General features: G+C 41.2%; 16 protein-coding genes. 8 read left to right on the forward strand and 8 right to left on the reverse strand.

The window, feature by feature from the left end; translation table 11 throughout:
• Positions 1 to 74: 74 nt before the first annotated feature.
• Positions 75 to 242 carry a hypothetical protein gene (locus tag V7K79_RS25205; RefSeq protein ID WP_335051530.1) on the reverse strand — a complete coding sequence of 56 codons (168 nt, stop codon included), beginning with the start codon at positions 240 to 242 and terminating at the stop codon, positions 75 to 77.
• A gap of 535 nt (positions 243 to 777) precedes the next feature.
• On the opposite strand from V7K79_RS25205, the gene murJ reads away from it, so the two are divergent.
• From murJ to V7K79_RS25220, 3 genes are all read left to right on the forward strand, one after another.
• Complete coding sequence (gene murJ / locus V7K79_RS25210; RefSeq protein ID WP_335051532.1) at positions 778 to 2382, forward strand: murein biosynthesis integral membrane protein MurJ; 1605 nt, start codon at positions 778 to 780, stop codon at positions 2380 to 2382.
• Positions 2383 to 2685: 303 nt separating this feature from the next.
• Positions 2686 to 3207: an outer membrane beta-barrel protein gene (locus V7K79_RS25215; RefSeq protein ID WP_335051534.1), complete on the forward strand. Its 522-nt coding sequence runs from the start codon at positions 2686 to 2688 to the stop codon at positions 3205 to 3207.
• 382 nt (positions 3208 to 3589) lie between these two features.
• Positions 3590 to 3874 (forward strand): hypothetical protein, encoded by a 285-nt coding sequence (locus V7K79_RS25220; protein ID WP_335051536.1) that lies wholly within the window; start codon positions 3590 to 3592, stop codon positions 3872 to 3874.
• A 1-nt stretch (position 3875) separates the two neighbouring features.
• Here the strand turns inward: V7K79_RS25220 and V7K79_RS25225 are convergent, their stop codons facing one another.
• The 4 genes from V7K79_RS25225 to V7K79_RS25240 all read right to left on the reverse strand — a co-directional run bounded on the left by V7K79_RS25225 (position 3876) and on the right by V7K79_RS25240 (position 8966).
• The gene (locus V7K79_RS25225) at positions 3876 to 6758 is read right to left on the reverse strand and encodes a DUF3769 domain-containing protein (RefSeq protein WP_335051538.1); all 2883 of its coding nucleotides are present in this window, start codon (positions 6756 to 6758) and stop codon (positions 3876 to 3878) included.
• 197 nt (positions 6759 to 6955) lie between these two features.
• A complete protein-coding gene (locus V7K79_RS25230; RefSeq protein ID WP_334913846.1) occupies positions 6956 to 7072 on the reverse strand; it encodes a photosystem II reaction center protein I in 117 nt (38 codons plus the stop codon).
• Between the two features lie 410 nt (positions 7073 to 7482).
• Positions 7483 to 8181, reverse strand: coding sequence for an acyltransferase (locus tag V7K79_RS25235; protein WP_335051540.1), 699 nt, complete (start codon positions 8179 to 8181; stop codon positions 7483 to 7485).
• A gap of 656 nt (positions 8182 to 8837) precedes the next feature.
• A complete protein-coding gene (locus V7K79_RS25240) occupies positions 8838 to 8966 on the reverse strand; it encodes a hypothetical protein (protein ID WP_256091202.1) in 129 nt (42 codons plus the stop codon).
• A gap of 616 nt (positions 8967 to 9582) precedes the next feature.
• On the opposite strand from V7K79_RS25240, the gene V7K79_RS25245 reads away from it, so the two are divergent.
• The 3 genes from V7K79_RS25245 (at position 9583) to V7K79_RS25255 (ending at position 13933) form a co-directional block, all read left to right on the forward strand.
• Positions 9583 to 9906, forward strand: a complete 324-nt coding sequence (locus V7K79_RS25245; RefSeq protein WP_335051542.1) for a hypothetical protein — start codon at positions 9583 to 9585, stop codon at positions 9904 to 9906.
• A 718-nt stretch (positions 9907 to 10624) separates the two neighbouring features.
• Entirely contained in the window at positions 10625 to 13189 is a 2565-nt protein-coding gene (gene glgP / locus V7K79_RS25250; RefSeq protein ID WP_335051544.1) for an alpha-glucan family phosphorylase, read from the forward strand.
• 189 nt (positions 13190 to 13378) lie between these two features.
• On the forward strand, positions 13379 to 13933 hold the full coding sequence (locus V7K79_RS25255; RefSeq protein WP_335051546.1) for a hypothetical protein: 555 nt from the start codon (positions 13379 to 13381) through the stop codon (positions 13931 to 13933).
• Between the two features lie 120 nt (positions 13934 to 14053).
• Here V7K79_RS25255 and V7K79_RS25260 read toward each other — a convergent pair whose 3' ends face one another.
• Complete coding sequence (locus V7K79_RS25260) at positions 14054 to 14800, reverse strand: DUF429 domain-containing protein (protein ID WP_335051648.1); 747 nt, start codon at positions 14798 to 14800, stop codon at positions 14054 to 14056.
• A gap of 151 nt (positions 14801 to 14951) precedes the next feature.
• On the opposite strand from V7K79_RS25260, the gene V7K79_RS25265 reads away from it, so the two are divergent.
• Complete coding sequence (locus V7K79_RS25265) at positions 14952 to 16211, forward strand: glycosyltransferase family 4 protein (RefSeq protein WP_335051548.1); 1260 nt, start codon at positions 14952 to 14954, stop codon at positions 16209 to 16211.
• Between the two features lie 148 nt (positions 16212 to 16359).
• Positions 16360 to 17220 carry a calcium-binding protein gene (locus V7K79_RS25270; RefSeq protein ID WP_335051550.1) on the forward strand — a complete coding sequence of 287 codons (861 nt, stop codon included), beginning with the start codon at positions 16360 to 16362 and terminating at the stop codon, positions 17218 to 17220.
• A 138-nt stretch (positions 17221 to 17358) separates the two neighbouring features.
• Here the strand turns inward: V7K79_RS25270 and V7K79_RS25275 are convergent, their stop codons facing one another.
• Positions 17359 to 18261, reverse strand: coding sequence for an XDD3 family exosortase-dependent surface protein (locus V7K79_RS25275; RefSeq protein ID WP_335051552.1), 903 nt, complete (start codon positions 18259 to 18261; stop codon positions 17359 to 17361).
• A gap of 432 nt (positions 18262 to 18693) precedes the next feature.
• Positions 18694 to 19842: a PepSY-associated TM helix domain-containing protein gene (locus tag V7K79_RS25280; RefSeq protein ID WP_335051554.1), complete on the reverse strand. Its 1149-nt coding sequence runs from the start codon at positions 19840 to 19842 to the stop codon at positions 18694 to 18696.
• Positions 19843 to 19883 lie beyond the last annotated feature (41 nt).

The raw sequence follows: 19883 nt of genomic DNA on the forward strand, positions 1-19883 counted from the left end.
GCGCGGGATAGCATTCGAGCAATTGTATCTAAATCTAGAGACTCCCGGATTCGAGTAATCACACTAGTTAATGTCTACTGACGCACTTGTGTAACAGTAGTTTGAAAAATTGTTTCTAAGTCAAGAGACTCCCGAATTCGGACAATTACACTTGCTAAAGCTTTTTGTTGCTCTAATTGCTCTTGAAGTTGAGCGCTTGACAAAAGAAATTGATTTTCTGTGAAATTTGAATTGGGTTTCATTGCTCTGGATTATCTCGTTTTTATACAAGGGTTCCTCATCCCAAAGTTCATGGGGTTAAAAAGTGTCACAGATATGACAAGCTGCAAAGTTTTACGGTCTTCAACTGGCCGCGTCCAGAATTATTTACCAATTTCAGATGGATGGCAATTTGTTGGAAATGGGCGCTCTGGGACTGTGTACTGGGTACTAGGTAAGAAAATATGAGTAAAATTTGTTTGGGATTCCAATCCCCATTCAAATCTCGCCTTCTTCCCAGTCCCTAGTCCCCATTACCCCTTATCCCCAGAGGGGACCCCACCTTCCCCAATCCCTAGTTCAACTATTTCCCAGAAGATGGTTATTGTTATAGTTCCCCTTTCTCGATCTATCCTTGTAATGGGTTAAAAAATAATTTTGGCTTGTACACAAAGCAAGGAGATGACTAAGTACAGCCCACCATAAACAAGGTTTTGTCAAAATTTACCTGACAGATTGCGGAATTTCAGGTTAAATGTTTTAAAGTATGCACTCTGCAAGAGTTGTCGGGTATTATTCGTGACACAACAAGACCAAAAACCCTCTCGTTCTTTCGCTGGAATTGCTGGCATTGTTGCCGCAGCCACATTAATTAGTAAAGTCTTCGGTTTAGTGCGGCAGCAAGCGATCGCTGCCGCCTTTGGTGTTGGTGCTGCTGCCACCGCCTATAGTTATGCCTATATTATCCCTGGCTTTTTATTGATCTTACTCGGTGGCGTAAATGGGCCATTACACAGTGCGCTCGTCAGCGTTTTAGCCAAACGGCGGCGAGAAGAAGCCGCTCCCTTAGTGGAAACTGTGACAACACTGGTAGCTGGAATGCTGTTGCTGGTGACAGTGGCTCAACTTCTATTTGCGGATGCGATCGTTGATTTAGTCGGTCATGGTTTGGAAGAAACAACCAGAGCGATCGCCATTCAACAACTCCGCATTATGGCCCCGATGGCTTTATTTGCCGGTTTAATTGGCATTGGCTTTGGTACTCTCAATACGGCCAATCAATATTGGTTACTCTCTATTAGCCCTCTATTATCCAGTATTACCGTTGTTGGCGGTCTTGCTATCTTAGCGATGCAACTGGGCAAGGACATTATTAAACCGGAGTACGCTTTAATCGGGGGAATGGTTTTAGCTTGGGGAACCTTAGCAGGAGCAATTCTCCAGTGGTTAGTGCAGCTAATTGTCCAGTGGCGGTTAGGATTGGGCACATTACGCCTGCGGTTTGATTTTAAATCTCCAGGCGTTCAAGAAGTTATCAAAATTATGACTCCGGCAACAGTTTCCTCTGGAATGATGCCAATTAATGTTGCCACTGACCTTTATTTTGCTAGTCCTATCCCTGGCGCGGCGGCGGGATTTAACTATGCCAATTTATTAGTCCAAACTCCCTTGGGGATTATTTCTAATATTATTTTACTGCCTCTATTACCGATATTTGCCAAACTTGCTGGCCCCGAAAATTGGCCGGACTTAAAATTACGGATTCGCCAAGGACTGTTACTCACTGCTTTTACCATGCTACCGCTAGGGGCGTTGATGGTGTCGTTATCTGTACCTATTGTGCAGGTAGTATATGAGCGCGGTGCTTTCAAGCCAGAAGCCACACAGCTAGTTTCATCCTTGCTGGTGGCTTATGGAATTGGGATGTTTGTCTACTTGGGGCGTGATGTTCTGGTGCGGGTATTCTATGCTTTAGGCGATGGACAGACACCTTTTCGCATCAGTATTTTAAACATCTTGCTCAATATCATATTAGATTGGTTTTTCGTTAAACCTTTTGGCGCTCCCGGTTTAGTATTAGCAACAGTGGGTGTAAATTGCAGCTCAATGTTAATGCTGTTATGGTTACTCGATCGCAAACTCAATGGTTTACCTTGGCGCGAGTGGAGTTTGCCGATTTTGGGTTTGGCTGCTGGTAGCGTAGTTGCTGGGGTAGCAAGCTATGGGACTTTGTTTGCTTGTGGGCAAGTGTTAGGTAAAACTGGTTTACTGATTTTGGTGTTGCAATTGTGTGTATCTGGTTTCGTAGGGATTGTGGTGTTTGCGGCGATCGCTTCCTGGCTGAAAATACCAGAGGTAAATATTTTTATATCTCGTTTACGTCAGCGCTTTTTGAAGAAATAACTATTATCTGAATAGAATTCAGGAGTCAGGAGTCAGAATTGGGCATGAATTGGAGTCCGAAAAACTGGATAGCGCAGTGTAAAGACAAGATAGTGGCAAATCTGAATCTTCCACTTTCTTGTTCTGACTTCTGAATTCTGACTTCTGAATTCTTCAATTAAATATTTCACTTGTTACACCCAGGTGGGTGAGAAATAATTCAGCCACTTGGGTGAACCAGATGTGTGAGGTCACATTTTGTAAAAAAAGAGATTCTAGTACTAGAGAATATTGATTTTACCTAACTCTAGTGAGAATAATTCTATGAAACTTGCAAAATTAGCCGCCTCTTTCCTTGCTGTTGCTTCCATTGTCTTCTCAGCCGGCATTGCATCTGCTCAAACAGCAGGTACTAACGGTACTAACGGTAATTACATCGGTGCTGGTGTTGCTGTTGGTGCAACCAGTGGCGGACAAGGAAACGATGAAGCACAAATTGGTGGTAATATTCAAGGACGATACGCCGTTCCCAATGCCCCTGTTTCACTTCGGGGTTCTGTATTGTATGGTGGTGATGCTGCTGCAATTATGCCCATAGTGACTTATGATGCGCCCATCGCCAGAAATACTAACGTTTACTTCGGTGGTGGTTATTCCTTTGTAACTGACGAAGGTCAAAAAACTCCATTGGGCAATCGGAATTCACCTGTAATCACCCTTGGTGTTGAATCAGAAGTTAGCAAAAATGTGATTGCCTACGGCGATACTAAATGGGGTATTGACGCTTACAGAAATAGTGATGCTGATGCTGTCAGCTTCCAAGCCGGATTAGGCTATCGCTTCTAGTAATTACGAACTAGAAAAAGGCTTATTCACAAGCTAAAGCGATGCTGTTTACCAGCCGTAATATACCAATCCTAAATCAGTAGTGAAAAGTTAGATCCCCGACTTCTAAAAGAAATCGGGGATTTTGACATTGAGAATTTTCACAAATCAGATAGAATTTCATTCTTTCATACCTGATACCAATTTGAAAAAAGAATGCGGCAAATACACATCTCCAAAACCTTGTCCTGTCTGAATTCCTAATTTTGAATTGGTATGAGCATTCTATTCAGGTATGAATAATTTATATTGATGATTTTGATAAAAAAGCATATTGGCTAGTATTGACACTTTCTTTTAAAGTGAAATGAGTAATTGGAAATATACGTATAAGATATTACTCATGAAAAACATTAATCCCATTCCAGAAATAGTTGGTGAAACAACTGATGTGGAATCTTGGCTGATGCGAGCGGGGCTAAGATTTTCCGACTTAGGTAATGATGCCGCAAGTATTGCAATCCGTAGGCAATGGCGAGAGTACCAAGCCGCAGTTCATAGATGTTGTGTAACCCAACACCAACCACCATCACATGTTGAACTAAGTGGCGACTATGCCAGCTTGAGAATACCTGGTGGCACATCAACCAATTTTGCGATCGCCTGTCGAGTTGTCCCCAGTCCTTAAACTAATTCTCCTGTTGCACGCCGTTCACTACTGGCTTAATTTCCGAAAATGGATCGGTGCCGCCACCCCAATTAAAATCACTAATTCGGATGCTGAAACCGCCTAACTCCAGCACTGGATTGTAACGTAAGGTGATACCATAAGTGCGACGACTATATTCCAAAATGTAGTCTGTGCTAGTTTCTTTACCAGTATCCAAGTTAACAGAAGTTTGAAAGCCTAAGCGAATAGGTCCGTAGATTTGCTGTGATATTCCAGCAGTCAATACTGTGTTATCAACGGAGCGGTCGAACAAAAAGGGTGATAATCCGTTATTAAAGCCTTGAGAGTAACTGACATTAAAGGCGGTATAGTCGAAAAAAGGCCGGGAAAAATGACCAATTTGCCCTTGTAAGCCAATTGTACCAATTAGGGTGCTTTGGTTATCACCATTGCTGTACAAACTGGTAGTACCTGTGACGGCAGCGATCGCTTGCAAGTAAGGAACTACAGGGGTAGCTGTGTATCGTAATCCCTCAGTGGCAGTGGGTGGTAATGGTTTTCCCCGCCACAGCAACAGCCCTCTACTGAGGGTAGCACTGGCTTGTAAACGACCAAGTGAAATGCGATTGTTTTCCCGCACTGGTTCTAGCAAGTCTTGGCGATCGGTATTGGCATCAATATACTGGGCACTTCCCTGATAATTGAGGTTGATGCCACTTTTTCCTAAAGGAATCACCGGAGAACTAATAATGCCGCCAAAACTGCTCTGGACAGTTTGAAAACCCAGAGTACCGTTATAGAGACGATCGCGGTAGTTATATTGCACATTCAATGTGTGGGGAAGAGAAGTGCCTAATGTCTGGCGCAATCCTAAATTTACCCGCAAATTGTCTTCTACATTGTTCAAGTTAAAACTAGTTAACTCCCCAGTTCCCTGAATTATCGACCGTGGACTCAAAACAGAATTTATCTTGGTTTTCACACCAAATAATGCGCCTAAGTCACCCACGCCTTCTTGCACACCTCTCTGTAACAATAACTGGGGCGTAATTGTCCAGCGTGTCCGCTCTGTATCGATTAATGGAAAGCCACGCTCAACATACAAACCACCCCGATCTTTAGAATCGTAGCCAGGAGAAACTATTGCAGGTGTAGCGTCCCGCTCTCGGCGGTCAATAGTACGCTCATTTATCGGAATTGGTAAGGAGACTTTTTGATCGAATACTAAACGCTGTCGCTGTGTCCTGATGCGGTCTACCAAGGGTGATTCTCGCGTCAAAGTTACTTTATCTGCGCGTAATTCTAATTCAGGGGGCGAAAAAGGATCGTTGGTGATCCGGACATTATTTGCTTGCCAGCCTTGCGGATAAAAGTCAATTTGTTCAGCTTCAAACCTGAGCCGATTGACTCTACCCCCTGTTTTCGATAGCGGGATGTTGCTACCACTTGCTTGACCACCAAATCCCACATCAATACCTCCAGGACTGCTGACACCGGAAACGGGCTGATTAGCTCTAATGCGATCGCTAGGCGGACGTCTTGAAACTCCACCAGCATTTACAGCTGTGGGTGAAAAAGCCAAATCTGTTTGTGCTGAGGGTACGTAAATTTCTCCTCTACCATTTTCCAGTTCCCCACTATCTTGCACAAAGTTATAGGTGAAGCGTTGTCCACGTAGTATCTGATCGCCCCGTGTTAAGGTTACGTTGCCTTCACCCGCAGCGATCAAGTTGTCCAAATTAACTTGCAAGCGATCGGCATCCACCACCGCTCCATCAAATCGCACAACTACATTACCTACAGCTGTAATAATTCGCTGTTTCTCGTCATACTCTTGCCGATCTGAAATGACTTCTACAATTCTTTGTCCGGCCGGTGGTGTGGTAGCTGGCGCAGTTGTACCAGATGGTTGAGCTTGTGGCTGAGTGGTATTTACTTGTGGTGTAGGCGTTGGTACTTGGCTTTGTTGCTGGACTTGAGACTGAAATTCTACAGTGATGGGCGCTGAGAGTTGGTTTGTAGGCTGACGAGACTTAAATGTGATAAAATTTTGTGCTGATTGAGAACTCGGTGCAAGATCGGCAGCAGATACAGAGATATTGTCTTTTTTTAGAGACTCTTGTGTAGTAATATCGCGTTGCTGTTTTTGTTGGATTAACTTCTCAGCTAAAATTTCTGCTTTGGACTTGACTAACTTGTTGCTGTTGGTAATAGTTGGGGCAATTTCAAGAGGGCGCGGAGATTGGGTGATCAGGGGACTTGGAGAAGCTCTATAGCGAAAGCTAGAAGAGTCCAAAAAGGTTGGTTTTTCTTCATTACTAGAGTTTGGATTTAGCAATCGCTGACTGAGTTTTTGAGAAGGTTCACCTTTTGCGTCTTGGTCAGAAGCCTCCACTCCAACTTTTTTTGGCAATGCAGCAGCTTTTGTTTGCATCTCCCGTTTACGCAACGCCGACATCAGAAGAAGTTCCGAGCGTCGAACCCCACCGTTCGGACTTGTCTTTGTGTCTTCTTTTTCTTGGCGATTAGAGGTTATAACTTTCTGCGTAGGATAACCAACAACCAGTGGTTGCCCCAAAAGCCCAGCAGTCGCAGAACCGATAATTGGGGAATTTTCTGGTGGAAAGATTTTTGGTGAATGAGGTACAGAGGGAGTTTCAGGAACTACCGAGCGATCTTGAGTTGAGTTAATCGGAATTGACAATAAAGGATCGCTGTTGGTGTTACCCGAAATTGGCAACTGAACCAAATTCTTGGGCTGCTTGGATTTGTCTGTTTTTTCGTGTATTCCAGTATCTACACCTGAAAGAAACTTTGTATAACTAGCAGATGAGGCGGGATTTACAGGTTGTAAAGATTTAACAATAGGAAGCGGATCGGGTGGCAGAACTGGATGAAGCATAAGCGAGCAAAATCGGGCAAACAAACAGCCAAATGACAAAGGGAAGGATAAAACATACATTTTGCCTTCCGACTGTCGCCTTCTGCTACCTACAGCAAGCTACTTGGAGGAAGAAACTTACTAAATTTTCGCTTAGTAAGTTTCCGTGGCGTTTAGTATTTTCCGCCTTCCAAAGTCGCGGATGATTTATCGCCCTTTTACTCTAAGTCCCGACGGCCGGGGTTACGAGCTGGATCGTTCGACAAAAATCCGAAGATGAAGATAGTTACGAAGAAGGCAACAACAATATAAACAACGATTTTTAAAGTCAGCATAGAAATATCTCCAACGGGTAAAACAAAGAAAGCTTTTCTTTCAGGTTTCTGCCATGCAGAAAAGATAGCTACTTTATATTACCCAAATCTCGTCCCTTTTTTAGAAGACTCTGGGGATTGGGGAAGGTGGGGTCCCCTCTGGGGATAAGGGGTAATGGGGATTGGGTACTGGGGACTAGCAGTGTCTATCCTACAGTTATTGAGAATAGTGCAAGATGTCAGTTGTCTGACTTTTAGATGACCCTAAGAAATAACTCAAAGGACTATTGATTGCTTCTGACGTTGACTGACGGCAAAGGTTTCCAAAAAAAGGTTAGAGGTTGCAGATTACAGAAAATAATTACTATCCCCCCAATACCCAATACCCAATACCCCCAGAGGGGGCTTCACCTTCCCCAATGACCTATTTCTTAACTTGAAGCTTTGCTGTATCGTTCGTTGCCTATTCGATTTTTGATTACTCGTGCAGGTATGCCGACAGCAACGGAAAAAGCAGGAATATCTTTATTAACAACTGCTCCCGCACCAATAACACTACCTTTGCCGATAGTAACGCCATCTAATACTGTTACTCCATGTCCTAGCCAACAATTATCCTCAATCACAATTCCCTTGCGAGTAACACCTTGGTATTTAATTAGCTTCATCGGATCGGCAAAATTATGATTATTGGCATATATTCCTGAATGGGAAGCAATCAAGCAGTGTTTACCAATTTTAATGTCTCCTGGCCCCTCAATACACACGTTGGGAGCAATGAAGGTGTCTTCATCAATATGTATATACGTATCTTCTAAAGACCCGATATCAACGTTACGCTCAATTGCGACTCTATCTCCTAAATGAATTCTATTATTTTTGTGTCCTCTTGCATTCATCCGCACACCTTTGAAAATATAGACTTCTGCACCGATCTCAATGCAAGAAGTACCGTTAAATTCAACACCATTTTGAATATACACTGGGCTACCTATCTGGGCAAAAATACTACGGTATCCTAAATTACGCAACTTTGGACCGAGAAGAAGTGTCGGAATATCTCCTAACACTGTAGTTACTAAAAGTTCTTGCACGCGCTGCAATTTGGAAAAATATTGCTCGTTCTGCATGGCTATATATCTATTTAATCAATTGTTGTTGACAGTGTTTCAAGTTGTTTTGGCTGTATTCTAATTTCTGCCAATACCAATAGGCTCCGTGTGTATTAATACATGAGCTAAGGTAGCAGAATCATCAAAATTTCCAAGATTTTTAGATAGTTTTCCAACATTTGAAAAACCAGAGTCTGGCTTTGACTATGTGAGCAATTCTTGAGTTTAGGTGTGTAGAATTACTCAAGTGATATGCATAATTACGTTAATTCACTAGCAGATTTTGTACTATATGCACGTAAAACTTTGGCTTATTTTTTACAAAATCAATTAATAAAATAATTCAATGCATTGCCGCTCAAAACTTAGACTCTTAAATTATCTAATGGAAAATTTGCTGGTTTAGATAAGCTACTGTTTTGGTTTTCTGGCAAATTTAAAAAGCTTGCTACTGCTAACAACACTCCTAAAGCAAATAGGGATACTGTTGTTTGTCTTGAGGCTATTTCTCTCAAGCGGTTTTAGTCTTTTGAAACCATTCAGTTTCACAAGCTATTTGGCAACAAAAAATACATTTAACTAGACTATATTAAAAGTTTAGATAAAATTTCTGCCTAGCATGATATGTAATTATTGTTGGATTTTTCTGGGTACTTTTGCCCAAAAAAATCCAATTAGGGTGGATTATCTCCCACATCAGCCATCACATTGAAGTTAACCATCGGTGCAAACAAGTAAGCGCTTCCCCGACTGCTATGACGGCTTTCTTGCAACGAATTTCTAGAGTATGCTGCTCCAATCATGTTGCACACGGATGATTTACAGACTAGCCAATTCACGTTTGTAATGACATGAACGGTTTTTTATAACAATTGTTTTTAACGATAACACATTTTATTTTTAGTGGAACACTCTTATGAAATAAGTTGATTTCCAGATTTATTGTTGATGAGAATGCTGAAAATAAGTTAACTTTTTTACTACGGCGATGCTTGTAACAGGTAAAGACTACGCTACTTAGAAATATTTTTATACACTTATAGAAAATCCATTGAGGAGGGAAATTTAAAAAATACTATTAGTATTTATTAGCATTTTTACCTATATTGTTACTAGTAAAAGTGATTTTATAATTGAGCGTTAAATTGAGAATAGTATCTATTATACTTGTGACATTCTCTTCATTAAATAGCAAAACTAGCTCAAAATATTCCTTTTGTCCACATACTTACTATCTAAAATATTGTAAATCACCCATTCGGGTGAGCCAAGAGGGTGATGTGTACTTGGTACTACTCGTTATAAATTTTATTTAAAGAAAGCTAAAACCTAAGCTTAATTTCGAGGAGAAATTTACAAAAAAACATCTAATTTCCCAAATTGAGGTATCGGCTTTAACTCACACACTTGGTTAAAATTATGGCTTTAATTAAAGAAATTGTACAAGAAGCTCTAACTATCGGTTATCTGAGTATTGTAGCCGAAGATAAACTGCGATCGCAGTTGCAAAGTAATTATGACTCAGAAGACCTAGATGCTTGGATAATTCTACAGCGAGCGATCGCAGCAGGTAATGTAAAACTTGAGTCGCGCCGCAAAAAAGCTTCCCCCTCTCCGAAAGGAAAGGACAGTTCATCAAGTATCAAACTTGCTTATCAAATGGCAGCGGAGATTGCCTATGCAGCAGCTGTAGCTTTGACAATGACAAAAAATAGTAAAGATCAGCCTTCACTAGGTGCATAAACTAACATCTTTGTAAGTTATTTTCCTGATTTAGTACAAATATTTCATACCAAGTAGTTAGCGTCGGTGTAGCCGCACTTCTTTACCAGACGCTGTGCGTAGCTTGCTTCCACGAAGTGGTACGACAAAGCTCAGTGACCATCACAGGCATTGCTTTTCTTGATTAATTGCTTGGTAAGGCTTTCATCCGATTCTTTATGGGATTTCCCTTCTACCTCCTGGGTTGAAAGTGCTGTTAGCAAATATCTAGGGTTGAGCCAGTACTGAGTAAAAATCCCAGCCTTAAGAAGATTTTCATGCAAGGCTTTTGAAACTCGTCTGATCGGGACAGCCTTCTTTGAGAGCGCAATTATTATAAAAAAGTAATTAAAAGTTTAACTTTCCTGGACACAGCTATGGGTAATTTTCACCCTTAGCCAAGACTCTCGATTGATCCCCGGAAGCAATACTAAAATAAATATAAATTATTTATTCAAAACTAAATTTTTTTAAGTGATACATACCAGTCAGTGATTAAATCTTAATATACCAAGTACATGGCTCAGAATCAGGCATAGAATTAGAAACACCTTGGTGTAAACTTTAGCAACGAGGTTAAAAATAATTCTCAATGCTTAACAAAGTCATCGCTTTTTCACAAACTACAGTATAAAGAATTGGCAACATTGGTAAAGAGAGTAAACAATAACCATAGCTAAACTTGGAGTTTTGCCAACCTATGCAGCCAATTCGCACATTTAACGTATCCCCTTCACTACCGCCGCGACTCGAACCACTACGGCGGCTAGCATATAACTTGCACTGGGATTGGAACGTTGATACTAAAGATTTATTCCGTCGCTTAGACTCTGACCTGTGGGAGTCTAGTCATCATAACCCAGTGTTAATGTTGGGTACAATCTCTCAATCGCGGCTTCTGGAAGTTGTCGAAGATGAAGGCTTTCTAGCGCAAATGGATCGAGCTGACCGTCAGTTAAACGATTATTTGCAAGAGCGTACCTGGTATCAGAAACAACGAGAGCAGAAACCCAAAGAATGTTACGCCTATTTTTCGGCGGAATTTGGACTTGTAGATTGTTTACCTGTCTATTCTGGAGGCTTGGGCGTTCTGGCGGGGGATCACCTCAAATCTGCTAGTGACTTGGGGCTACCGCTTGTCGGTGTCGGTTTACTGTATCAGCAAGGCTACTTTGCCCAGTATCTCAATGCCGATGGCTGGCAGCAAGAACGCTACTTGCTCAACGATTTCTATAATATGCCCTTGCATCTGGAGCGTAATGCCGATGGTTCAGAACTGCGGATTGCCGTAGATTATCCAGGACGTAAGGTATATGCCAGAGTTTGGCGCGTACAGGTAGGAACAGTACCTCTGTATCTGCTGGACACCAACGTTGAACCGAACAACACTTACGACCACGATATCACAGATCAGCTATACGGTGGCGACATCGATATGCGTATCCACCAGGAAATTATGCTGGGGATCGGTGGTGTGCAAATGCTCAAAGCTTTGGGGCTGAAAGTTACTGCCTACCACATGAATGAAGGTCACGCCGCCTTCTCTGCCTTAGAACGCATCCGTTTGCTGATTCAGGAAGAGGGACTGAATTATCCCCAAGCTAAACAAGTGGTGTCCTCGAGCAATATCTTTACTACCCACACACCAGTACCAGCAGGGATTGACTTGTTCGCTCCCGAAAAAATGTTGTACTACTTGGGGTATTATGCAGAGATATTTGGGTTGCCCAAAGAGCAATTTTTAGGACTGGGGCGCGAGAATACAGGCGATTTATCTGGGCCTTTCAGTATGGCGGTGCTGGCGCTGAAAATGGCAACATTTTCTAACGGTGTCGCACAACTGCATGGTGTGGTGTCGCGGCAAATGTTCCAAGGCTTGTGGAAGAATGTGCCAGTGGAGGAAGTACCGATCGCCGCAATTACCAACGGTGTCCATGCTCGAAGTTGTGTGGCGAAATCGACTCAAGAATTGTACGATCGCTACCTGGGTCCAAATTGGTCATCAGCACCACCAGATAGCCCGTTATGGGAGCGGATGGACGCCATACCCGATGAAGAATTGTGGCGCAATCACGAGCGCTGCCGCTTGGATATGATTTTGTATGTGCGGGAGCATTTGGTCAAACATTTGACCGATCGCGGCGCTTCCGCTTCCGAAATTACCCAAGCTCAAGAAGTTTTAGATCCTTACGCTTTCACTATTGGCTTTGCCCGTCGTTTTGCCACCTACAAACGCGCCACCCTGTGGATGCGCGATTTGGAACGGATTAAGCGGCTTTTACTAGCTAACAAAGACCGGAAAGTGCAATTCGTGATTGCTGGTAAGGCACATCCTAAAGATATTCCCGGTAAAGAACTGATCCGCGAGATCAATCACTTTATCCGCGAACAGCATTTAGAAAAACAGGTAGTGTTTGTTCCCAATTACGACATTCACATCTCCCGGTTAATGGTTGCGGGTTGCGATATCTGGTTAAATACACCGCGTCGTCCACGGGAAGCCTCTGGTACTAGTGGTATGAAAGCCGCTATGAATGGATTACCAAATTTAAGTGTGCTAGATGGCTGGTGGGATGAAGCTGATTACGTCCGCACAGGCTGGGCGATTGGACATGGAGAGAATTACGACGATCCTAACTACCAAGATGAAGTAGAAGCAAATGCTCTCTACGAATTGTTAGAGAAGGAAGTTGTACCGCTATTTTATGAACATCGGGATACTGATGGTTTGCCCCGTCCGTGGGTTGCCAAAATGAAAGATGCAATTCGGTTGAATTGTCCCTTCTTTAATACAGCGCGGATGGTAGGAGAATATGGCCAAAGGGCTTATTTCCCAGCTAGCGATCGCTATCATACCCTGACTGTTGATAACTATGCCCCAGCTAAAGAACTAGCCGCTTGGAAGGAAAAACTGGGCGAACACTGGTTCAACATCAAAATCAAAGATATTGACGTATCGGCAGTTTCAGACATTGAGGTTAATCAAACTGTTGCGGTCATTGCCAAGGTTGACTTAGCAACTTTGACCAATAATGATGTGCAGGTGGAGTTATATCAAGGTGCGATCGATGCCAATGGTGATATTGTCAACGCTGTGCCAGTGGTAATGGATTACGAAGGTGAGGATGGACAGCAATTGAGTACTTACACGGGTAATATCACCTATACCGCTTCTGGTTTGCAAGGCTTGTCTTTGCGTGTATTGCCGAAAAATAAAAATCTGGCTAATCCTTATGAACCAAGGTTGATTGCTTGGGCAGAATAAGAGTAGTGAGTAATTCTTAAATACTCAAGATTAGGCGTTGCTGATTTAAGTTTAGCAACGCCTTTTATTATGCTACGCAGTCACACCCAAAAAATAACTACTGCTAGAATTATTTCAGTCTCAACTTTTTTTGCTCCTTTTTCAACCCGTCGAACTCACGTCCTCTTAGGGATTTCAAAGGCTATTTTTATGTCTTATTCAAGTAATCTACATACCGAAGACCCACAGATTCAGCAAGCCATCCTCGACTTCTACCTGAAAAAGGCTGACAGGTTTCGGGCGTACTTTTCAGAAGGAGAGGAGTTAAGTGGCGGTTTAAGTGGCAGTAGATCAGATTTTTTAGCACTTGAGGAAGTGTCTGTACAACCTTGGTCAGGAATGGTGGACTCTATAGTTGTTGAAGGCACTTTAACGCCAGCAGCAATAGCGCTCATCAGAGAACGCGGAAAACTTGACGAAGATAGCTGCCCTCATCCTTTGCAACTATGGTTCTATGAGTTAATCAATGACACTGAGGTGTTACTGCGGATCGCAGACTTTTCGGTTTGGACGCTCTACGGTACGCTAGATGAGATACAGAGCTTGGAGAAAGAAAAGATTCCTGTTGAATGGGAAGAAATTCCTTCTGAACCTGAGGAAGGAGTGACGCCACTGCCATTGCCGATGACTGAAAGTTTCCTAGAGCAATTCACCCAGGGACTTAAGGAAGCAATTGAGGAAGCGTTTTTTCCCAAACAAAATTAACTACCAATCTACAATACCCCCGTTGATTAGTCTAGTTTACTAGGGATAAGATATTGCGATCGCGTCGCAATATTTAAATCAGAAGTAAGGACTCTAAAGCAGTATACGCAAAGCTTTTGCTCAAATTCTTTGAGGGATGACAATGTAGCCTGTGGTGCGTAGGCGTAGCCCGTCGTAGACATCGCCTAATACCAAATTACGTTCTTCTCCCCAATACCACCAATAAGCAGCAACGTAAGCGCAAATTAAGCTATCTAGTTTATCTTCAGTTGCTTTAAGAGCTACACCTGCGATCGGAATTTCCATAAAAAACGAATCGCACAGAAGCACACGAGGAGAAAGAGAGGGGAGAATATTGAGAAGATAATTTTGGAGTTTAATTAGTTCTAGGCGGCGCTCATTTAAGCGTCCTTTTTTGTATTTGAGGATGCGTTCTAAGTTGAATAAATTAACGATTGCTGGGTGAGGAAAGACTTCTATTTGATATCTGCTAAGTTTTTGCGGTTCAATGGTGGGAGCGTGTGCAAAACCACGTGATTCCAATTCTAAGCCAAAGTTGATGGTGCGCTCTGCGAAGGGTAGGTTTTGATTAGCTGGGTAGCATCCTGCATGATATTTACCAAAGTATTTGTGGCTGAGTTTATCAGGAAGGCGACTCCCGTCAGCGTTGGGTATGAGGGTAGGTGCATCTACGGCAATAATGGCTGGTTCGTCTGCTTGTACGCTTTGATCGATCCAGATAAGGATGTCTGCAATGGCATCTTTGCGGTCTAAATCGAGTAATTGTAGTTGTCCATCTATCCATTCTAAACAGCACAATCCACTTGGTTGCGATCGCCAGCCTAAATCAATGCCAATAAATTTCATGGTCATAACACGAATTTGCGATTATTTTCGCATTTTTGGACAACCATTTACCTAAATTTACTTACCTAAAATCTTGATAAATAATCTTATAATCTTAAGCAGCTTGTCTTAATTTATATTATCTAGCAATAAGTTAATCAAGATTATTCCAATGAAAATTTTATTTTTACATCCTAATTTCCCTTCACAATTTCGCAATCTAGCGATATTTTTAGGTAAAGATCCTAATTGCCAAGTTGTCTTTGGGACAAATCGTCGAGAAGGGGAAATACCTGGCGTTTTTAAAGCTATTTATACTCCTTCTCGTGAAGCAGCTCCCCAAACTCACCACTACGTTCGTAATTTGGAAAATGCGGTTCTTACCGCTCAAGGTGTCTATCGCGTGGCAGAAAAATTAAAATCCGAGGGTTTCTTTCCAGATATAGTTTATGGTCATTCTGGTTGGGGGCCGACTTTATTTATGAAAGATGTTTTTCCCAAAGCAGAATTATTATGTTATTTCGAGTGGTTTTATCACGCTCATGGTTCCGATGCAGATTTCGATCCCAATGAACCACTGAATGCTGATGATGAATGCCGCATCCGCGTAAAAAATGCGCCGATTTTAACTGATTTATATAGCTGCGATCGCGGTCTTTCTCCCACTAATTGGCAGCGTCAGCAGTTTCCTAAAGAATATCATAGCAAACTCACTGTAATTCATGATGGGGTTGATACCAATTATTTTGTTCCCAAACCAGGCGCAAAGTTAGTTTTACCAAGAATAAATCTGGATCTTTCTCATGTGGAAGAATTGGTAACTTATGTGGGACGGGGGATGGAACCTTATAGAGGTTTTCCGCAGTTTATGGAAACAGTGGCGCTACTTCAGCAGCGACGACCTAAGTGCCATGTAGTAGTAGTGGGAGAAGATCGGGTTGCTTATGGTAAAAATCTTCCTGATGGTAAAACTTATAAACAATTAATGTTAGAAAAATTATCTTTAGATTTATCGAGACTACACTTTACAGATAGGCTTCCTTACAATGAGTACCTTCATGTTTTACAAGCTTCTTCTGCCCATGTTTATTTAACCCGTCCTTTTGTATTATCTTGGTCAATGTTAGAAGTAATGGCAGCAGGATGTTTACTAATAGCTTCTAAGACTGCACCAGTATTAGAAGTTGTACAGGATGGGGTGAATGGACTATTAGTAGATTTCTTTTCTCCCCAAAATATTGCTAATCGGGTTGAAGAGGCGCTGAATCATCCTCAGGAGATGAATGCAATTCGTGCGAATGCGCGAGAGACAATTTTGAAGCGTTATGATTTAGCAAAACTATTACCACAGCATTTACAATGGATATTCGCTGGTAAAACTTCTGATAGTTTGAAAAAGCGTCCAAATTCTAAAGGATTTGGTAGAAATTAGATGACATTGGTCATTTGTCATCAACCTTTTCCAGAAATATTTTTCACGCTAAACTGTGAAAAAAAGCTTTAGATAATAAACTTTGCAAAAACTATATTAATCATTAGTTGTTGACAAATGACAAATAAATACAAAAGCGATATTGAAAATGCGAATTATTTTGACTATTGCTCATTTTTTTAAACCTAGCAATGAGGGTCGTCATGCTTCTCAACGCAAAGACCCGCAACCTCGCTTAGAGGCGTTAACTAAAAGTATTACCTCTTTACACCAATTATTTGGCAAATCTCAAAGTATTATCAATATTGCTCAACGACTAGCTTTTCCTGCTAATCAGCCGCAGTCTCACCAACTAGATATTGTTATTTGTACAACTAAAGATAATCATCTTCTCAATCAGCTTCCCTTACCATCACATTTATATAAACATCATTCTAGCAATGCAGAACCTCTACTTTTGGGGTTTGAGTGTCAAGCCGTTTTGCAAAGTTGTCTTGGTCAATATGATTACTACTGCTTTCTTGAAGATGACTTAATTATTCATGACCCTTGGTTTTTTATAAAATTAAACTGGTTTACCCAACAAGCGGGTGATTTAAATCTGCTCCAGCCAAATCGTTATGAAGTCTCTCCCCACGGTTTGGTTCACAAAGCTTATATCGATGGGGATTTGGCTTTACGAGTAACTGCTCCTTTTCAAAATGTGCAAGAGCAACAGGAACTCAAAGGTACAATTATGAATACACCAATTACCTTTTGTCGTGCCCTCAATCCTCACGCAGGCTGTTACTTTTTAAATCCATATCAGATGACTCATTGGGCTAATCAAACTTATTTTATTGACCGGGATATTAGTTTTGTTGGCCCACTAGAAAGTGCTGCCACTTTAGGAATTATGAAGACATTCCAAATTTACAAAACCTCGCCGGAGCAAGCAAGCTTTTTGGAGATTCAGCACTTTGGAACTGGATTTTTAGGGCTAATTGGACGACAAGTGGGTTTGGCATAAAGGTAAATAAAATTTAATATTTTGACCATTTTTATAAGTAAAAAGATATTTAGCTTTTTACTTGTTATTTTATAGTTTTGTTTAAAAATAATAGGGTGAGCATTGCAATGCCCACCCTACTAATAGCAACAAATTTATTTAAGCCTGTTGTTTTTTCTTACGAAGCTGTGGAAGTTGACTAGCCATAAAACTCAAACCTGTTAAGAGTAAACCAATTGTGCCGGCGGATTCTGGTACGGACTTGAGATCGCCCTTGAGAGCTATTGCATCATTACCGCACTCCAAGAAGATATTACTAACATAATTACCCTCGCCGATTAAAGACTTATCAAACGAAAAACCAATCGTGTAGTCGCCACTGGCAGAAAAGTTAGCAAAATTTAGTCCAGCAGTATTGAGTTGCTTATCGTTGAGCATGGAGATATTTCCAACTTTTGTACCTGAGCCAATGGCGTTGAGAATGGGTGTATTATTCCAAGTAGGATTCTGAGGGACATCAGAATTGTAGTAGTAATTGTAAACGTCTTGTTGGGTCGCTAGGTCTGTACCTTGGGTATTATTCTGACCCCAGCCCCAGTCATAATACCACTTCAAGTTGCTGTAGCCTCCATGTTGTGTAGTGATACTCTTTGCTTGGACTCCTTGGTAAACTCCTGTTGCCAAGCTATTGTCATAGTTGGCAAACTTCACACCATATAGCTGACCACTTTGACTAGCTGTTTGGAAGTCTTTACCTGAGAAATTGAAGAATAAATCGCTCCAACCAATATGGACTGAATGACCCGGATTCCAGTAGTCATTGGAATCTATAGTGCCACCCAGAGGCATCCCTCCTGTAAGAGCAACATAAACTTTGTCACCTGAGTCTTTGACCGCCATGCCTTTGATATCAAAAACGGAACCTCCAGAGCCATCTTGGAAAGAATCAATACTATAGTTCCAGCCATTTACAAGTTGGCCGGCATTTGCTTGTTGATTAGATAGACTAACGAGGCTGATGCTGATGGCTGTAGTGGCAAGAAGAACTTTTAGAGTTTTCATATTTATGAGAATATCTCCGATTAGGCAATAATTTTTTATCTATGAAAAGCCTAACCAAACTTGTGTAAATTCTCTAGTATTCAAGAGCACTAGTTTTGAAAAAATCTCGTAAATTTTCTTGCTTATTTTTCTATAAAAACTCAGTATTGTACTTAGTTATTCCTATTGTTTGATAATTGCTTATTTTCTATCTAAAATAATTTAATATGTGGTTAATAGCATGGAAACAAGTAAGTCATGGCGCAAAATATATATTTAATGAAGCATTAATTATTTTATTGTTATATTCCTGATTTCAATAATATAAGTATATTTTACTATATAAGTACTTTTAAATACTACGTATAATTAATTATCGTCCCTAAGAGTAGGACGCAGGGCGATACCTTTGACAACCCCTGCGGTGTACTTATTAGCAATCTCAGTTGTTAGTTAATTGCGGCGTAAATGTGACATTTCTATTGAGCGATCGCTTTTTTTATTTTTAGCTTGATAACGATACTGCCACATCACAAAGCCAGTGATAAATAAAATTAGTGGTGCAAGTCCAACAAATACATAGAAAATACGAGATGGAAGCCCCCAAAAGGTTCCATAGTGCAGAAGAACAAAGGAGTTGAGGACGCGATCGCCCAATGGTAACTTTAAAGCATTATCAACTCGTAAAACCTTACCACTGTACTGGTCAAGATAAACATTACTATTACCATAATCTATACTTTCCTGTGGTAACTTCATGCGAATTTGTAGAGCTTCTTCTGGTTTACTAGGAAAATAAATGCTTTTAGTAACAGCACTAGGTAAGGCAGCATCGGCAATTTTCAATTGTTGGGTTAGATTTAAAGTCGATTTCCCAGGAATTGGTTTGGATACTGGCTCAGATAATTTTGGCGTAAATGTCACAGCGTAAATAATTGGCTCAGTTAAATCGTAGAAGTTCCAGCAAAAACCAGTGAAGCCAGTAAAGAATAAAAAAACCACAGCGATAATGCCAGCCACTTTATGAATATCAAAGTTGGCGCGTTTAGGATGAGCATCAAGCTTGATTTTGAAGCCTGCAATCAATCTACGCCAACCAGGCCAAAGAACTAAACCTGTGATGGTGAGGACACACATAAAAAAGGCAGCAATGCCAACAATTTTAGTTCCGGTTTCACCTGCCATTAGGCCGTAGTGCAGACTAAGGATCGTACCTATTAAGGTGTTATCTGATATCCGCTCACCAATAATTTTGCCTGTATAAGGATTGAGAAAAACTTCTGTCCTTTGATCCTTAGTTGTTGACAACTGTCCTATATAAGGAGAAGCAGGAGTATCTGGCAAATAAATCCGAAAAAGATGCAGATCGCTTCGTGCAGCATACTTCGTCTTAATTGTATTCATCACAGACTCTGGGGATACTAACTGTACCTGTTGTGGAGTAATAATTCCATACTGTTGAGCAATCATAAAGTGGTCAAAATCTTGCTCGAACACTAACAAGCTACCTGTTAAGCCGACTATAATTAGCACCAGTCCTACCGCTAAACCAAGACAGCGGTGCAGAATAAATGTTAGATCGCGTATTTTTTTAGAGTTCATGGTAGAAGCTGCGTGACACTATACAAGACTTAATGAGTTTA

The organism is Nostoc sp. (assembly GCF_036917575.1).
GTDB lineage: Bacteria > Cyanobacteriota > Cyanobacteriia > Cyanobacteriales > Nostocaceae > Nostoc.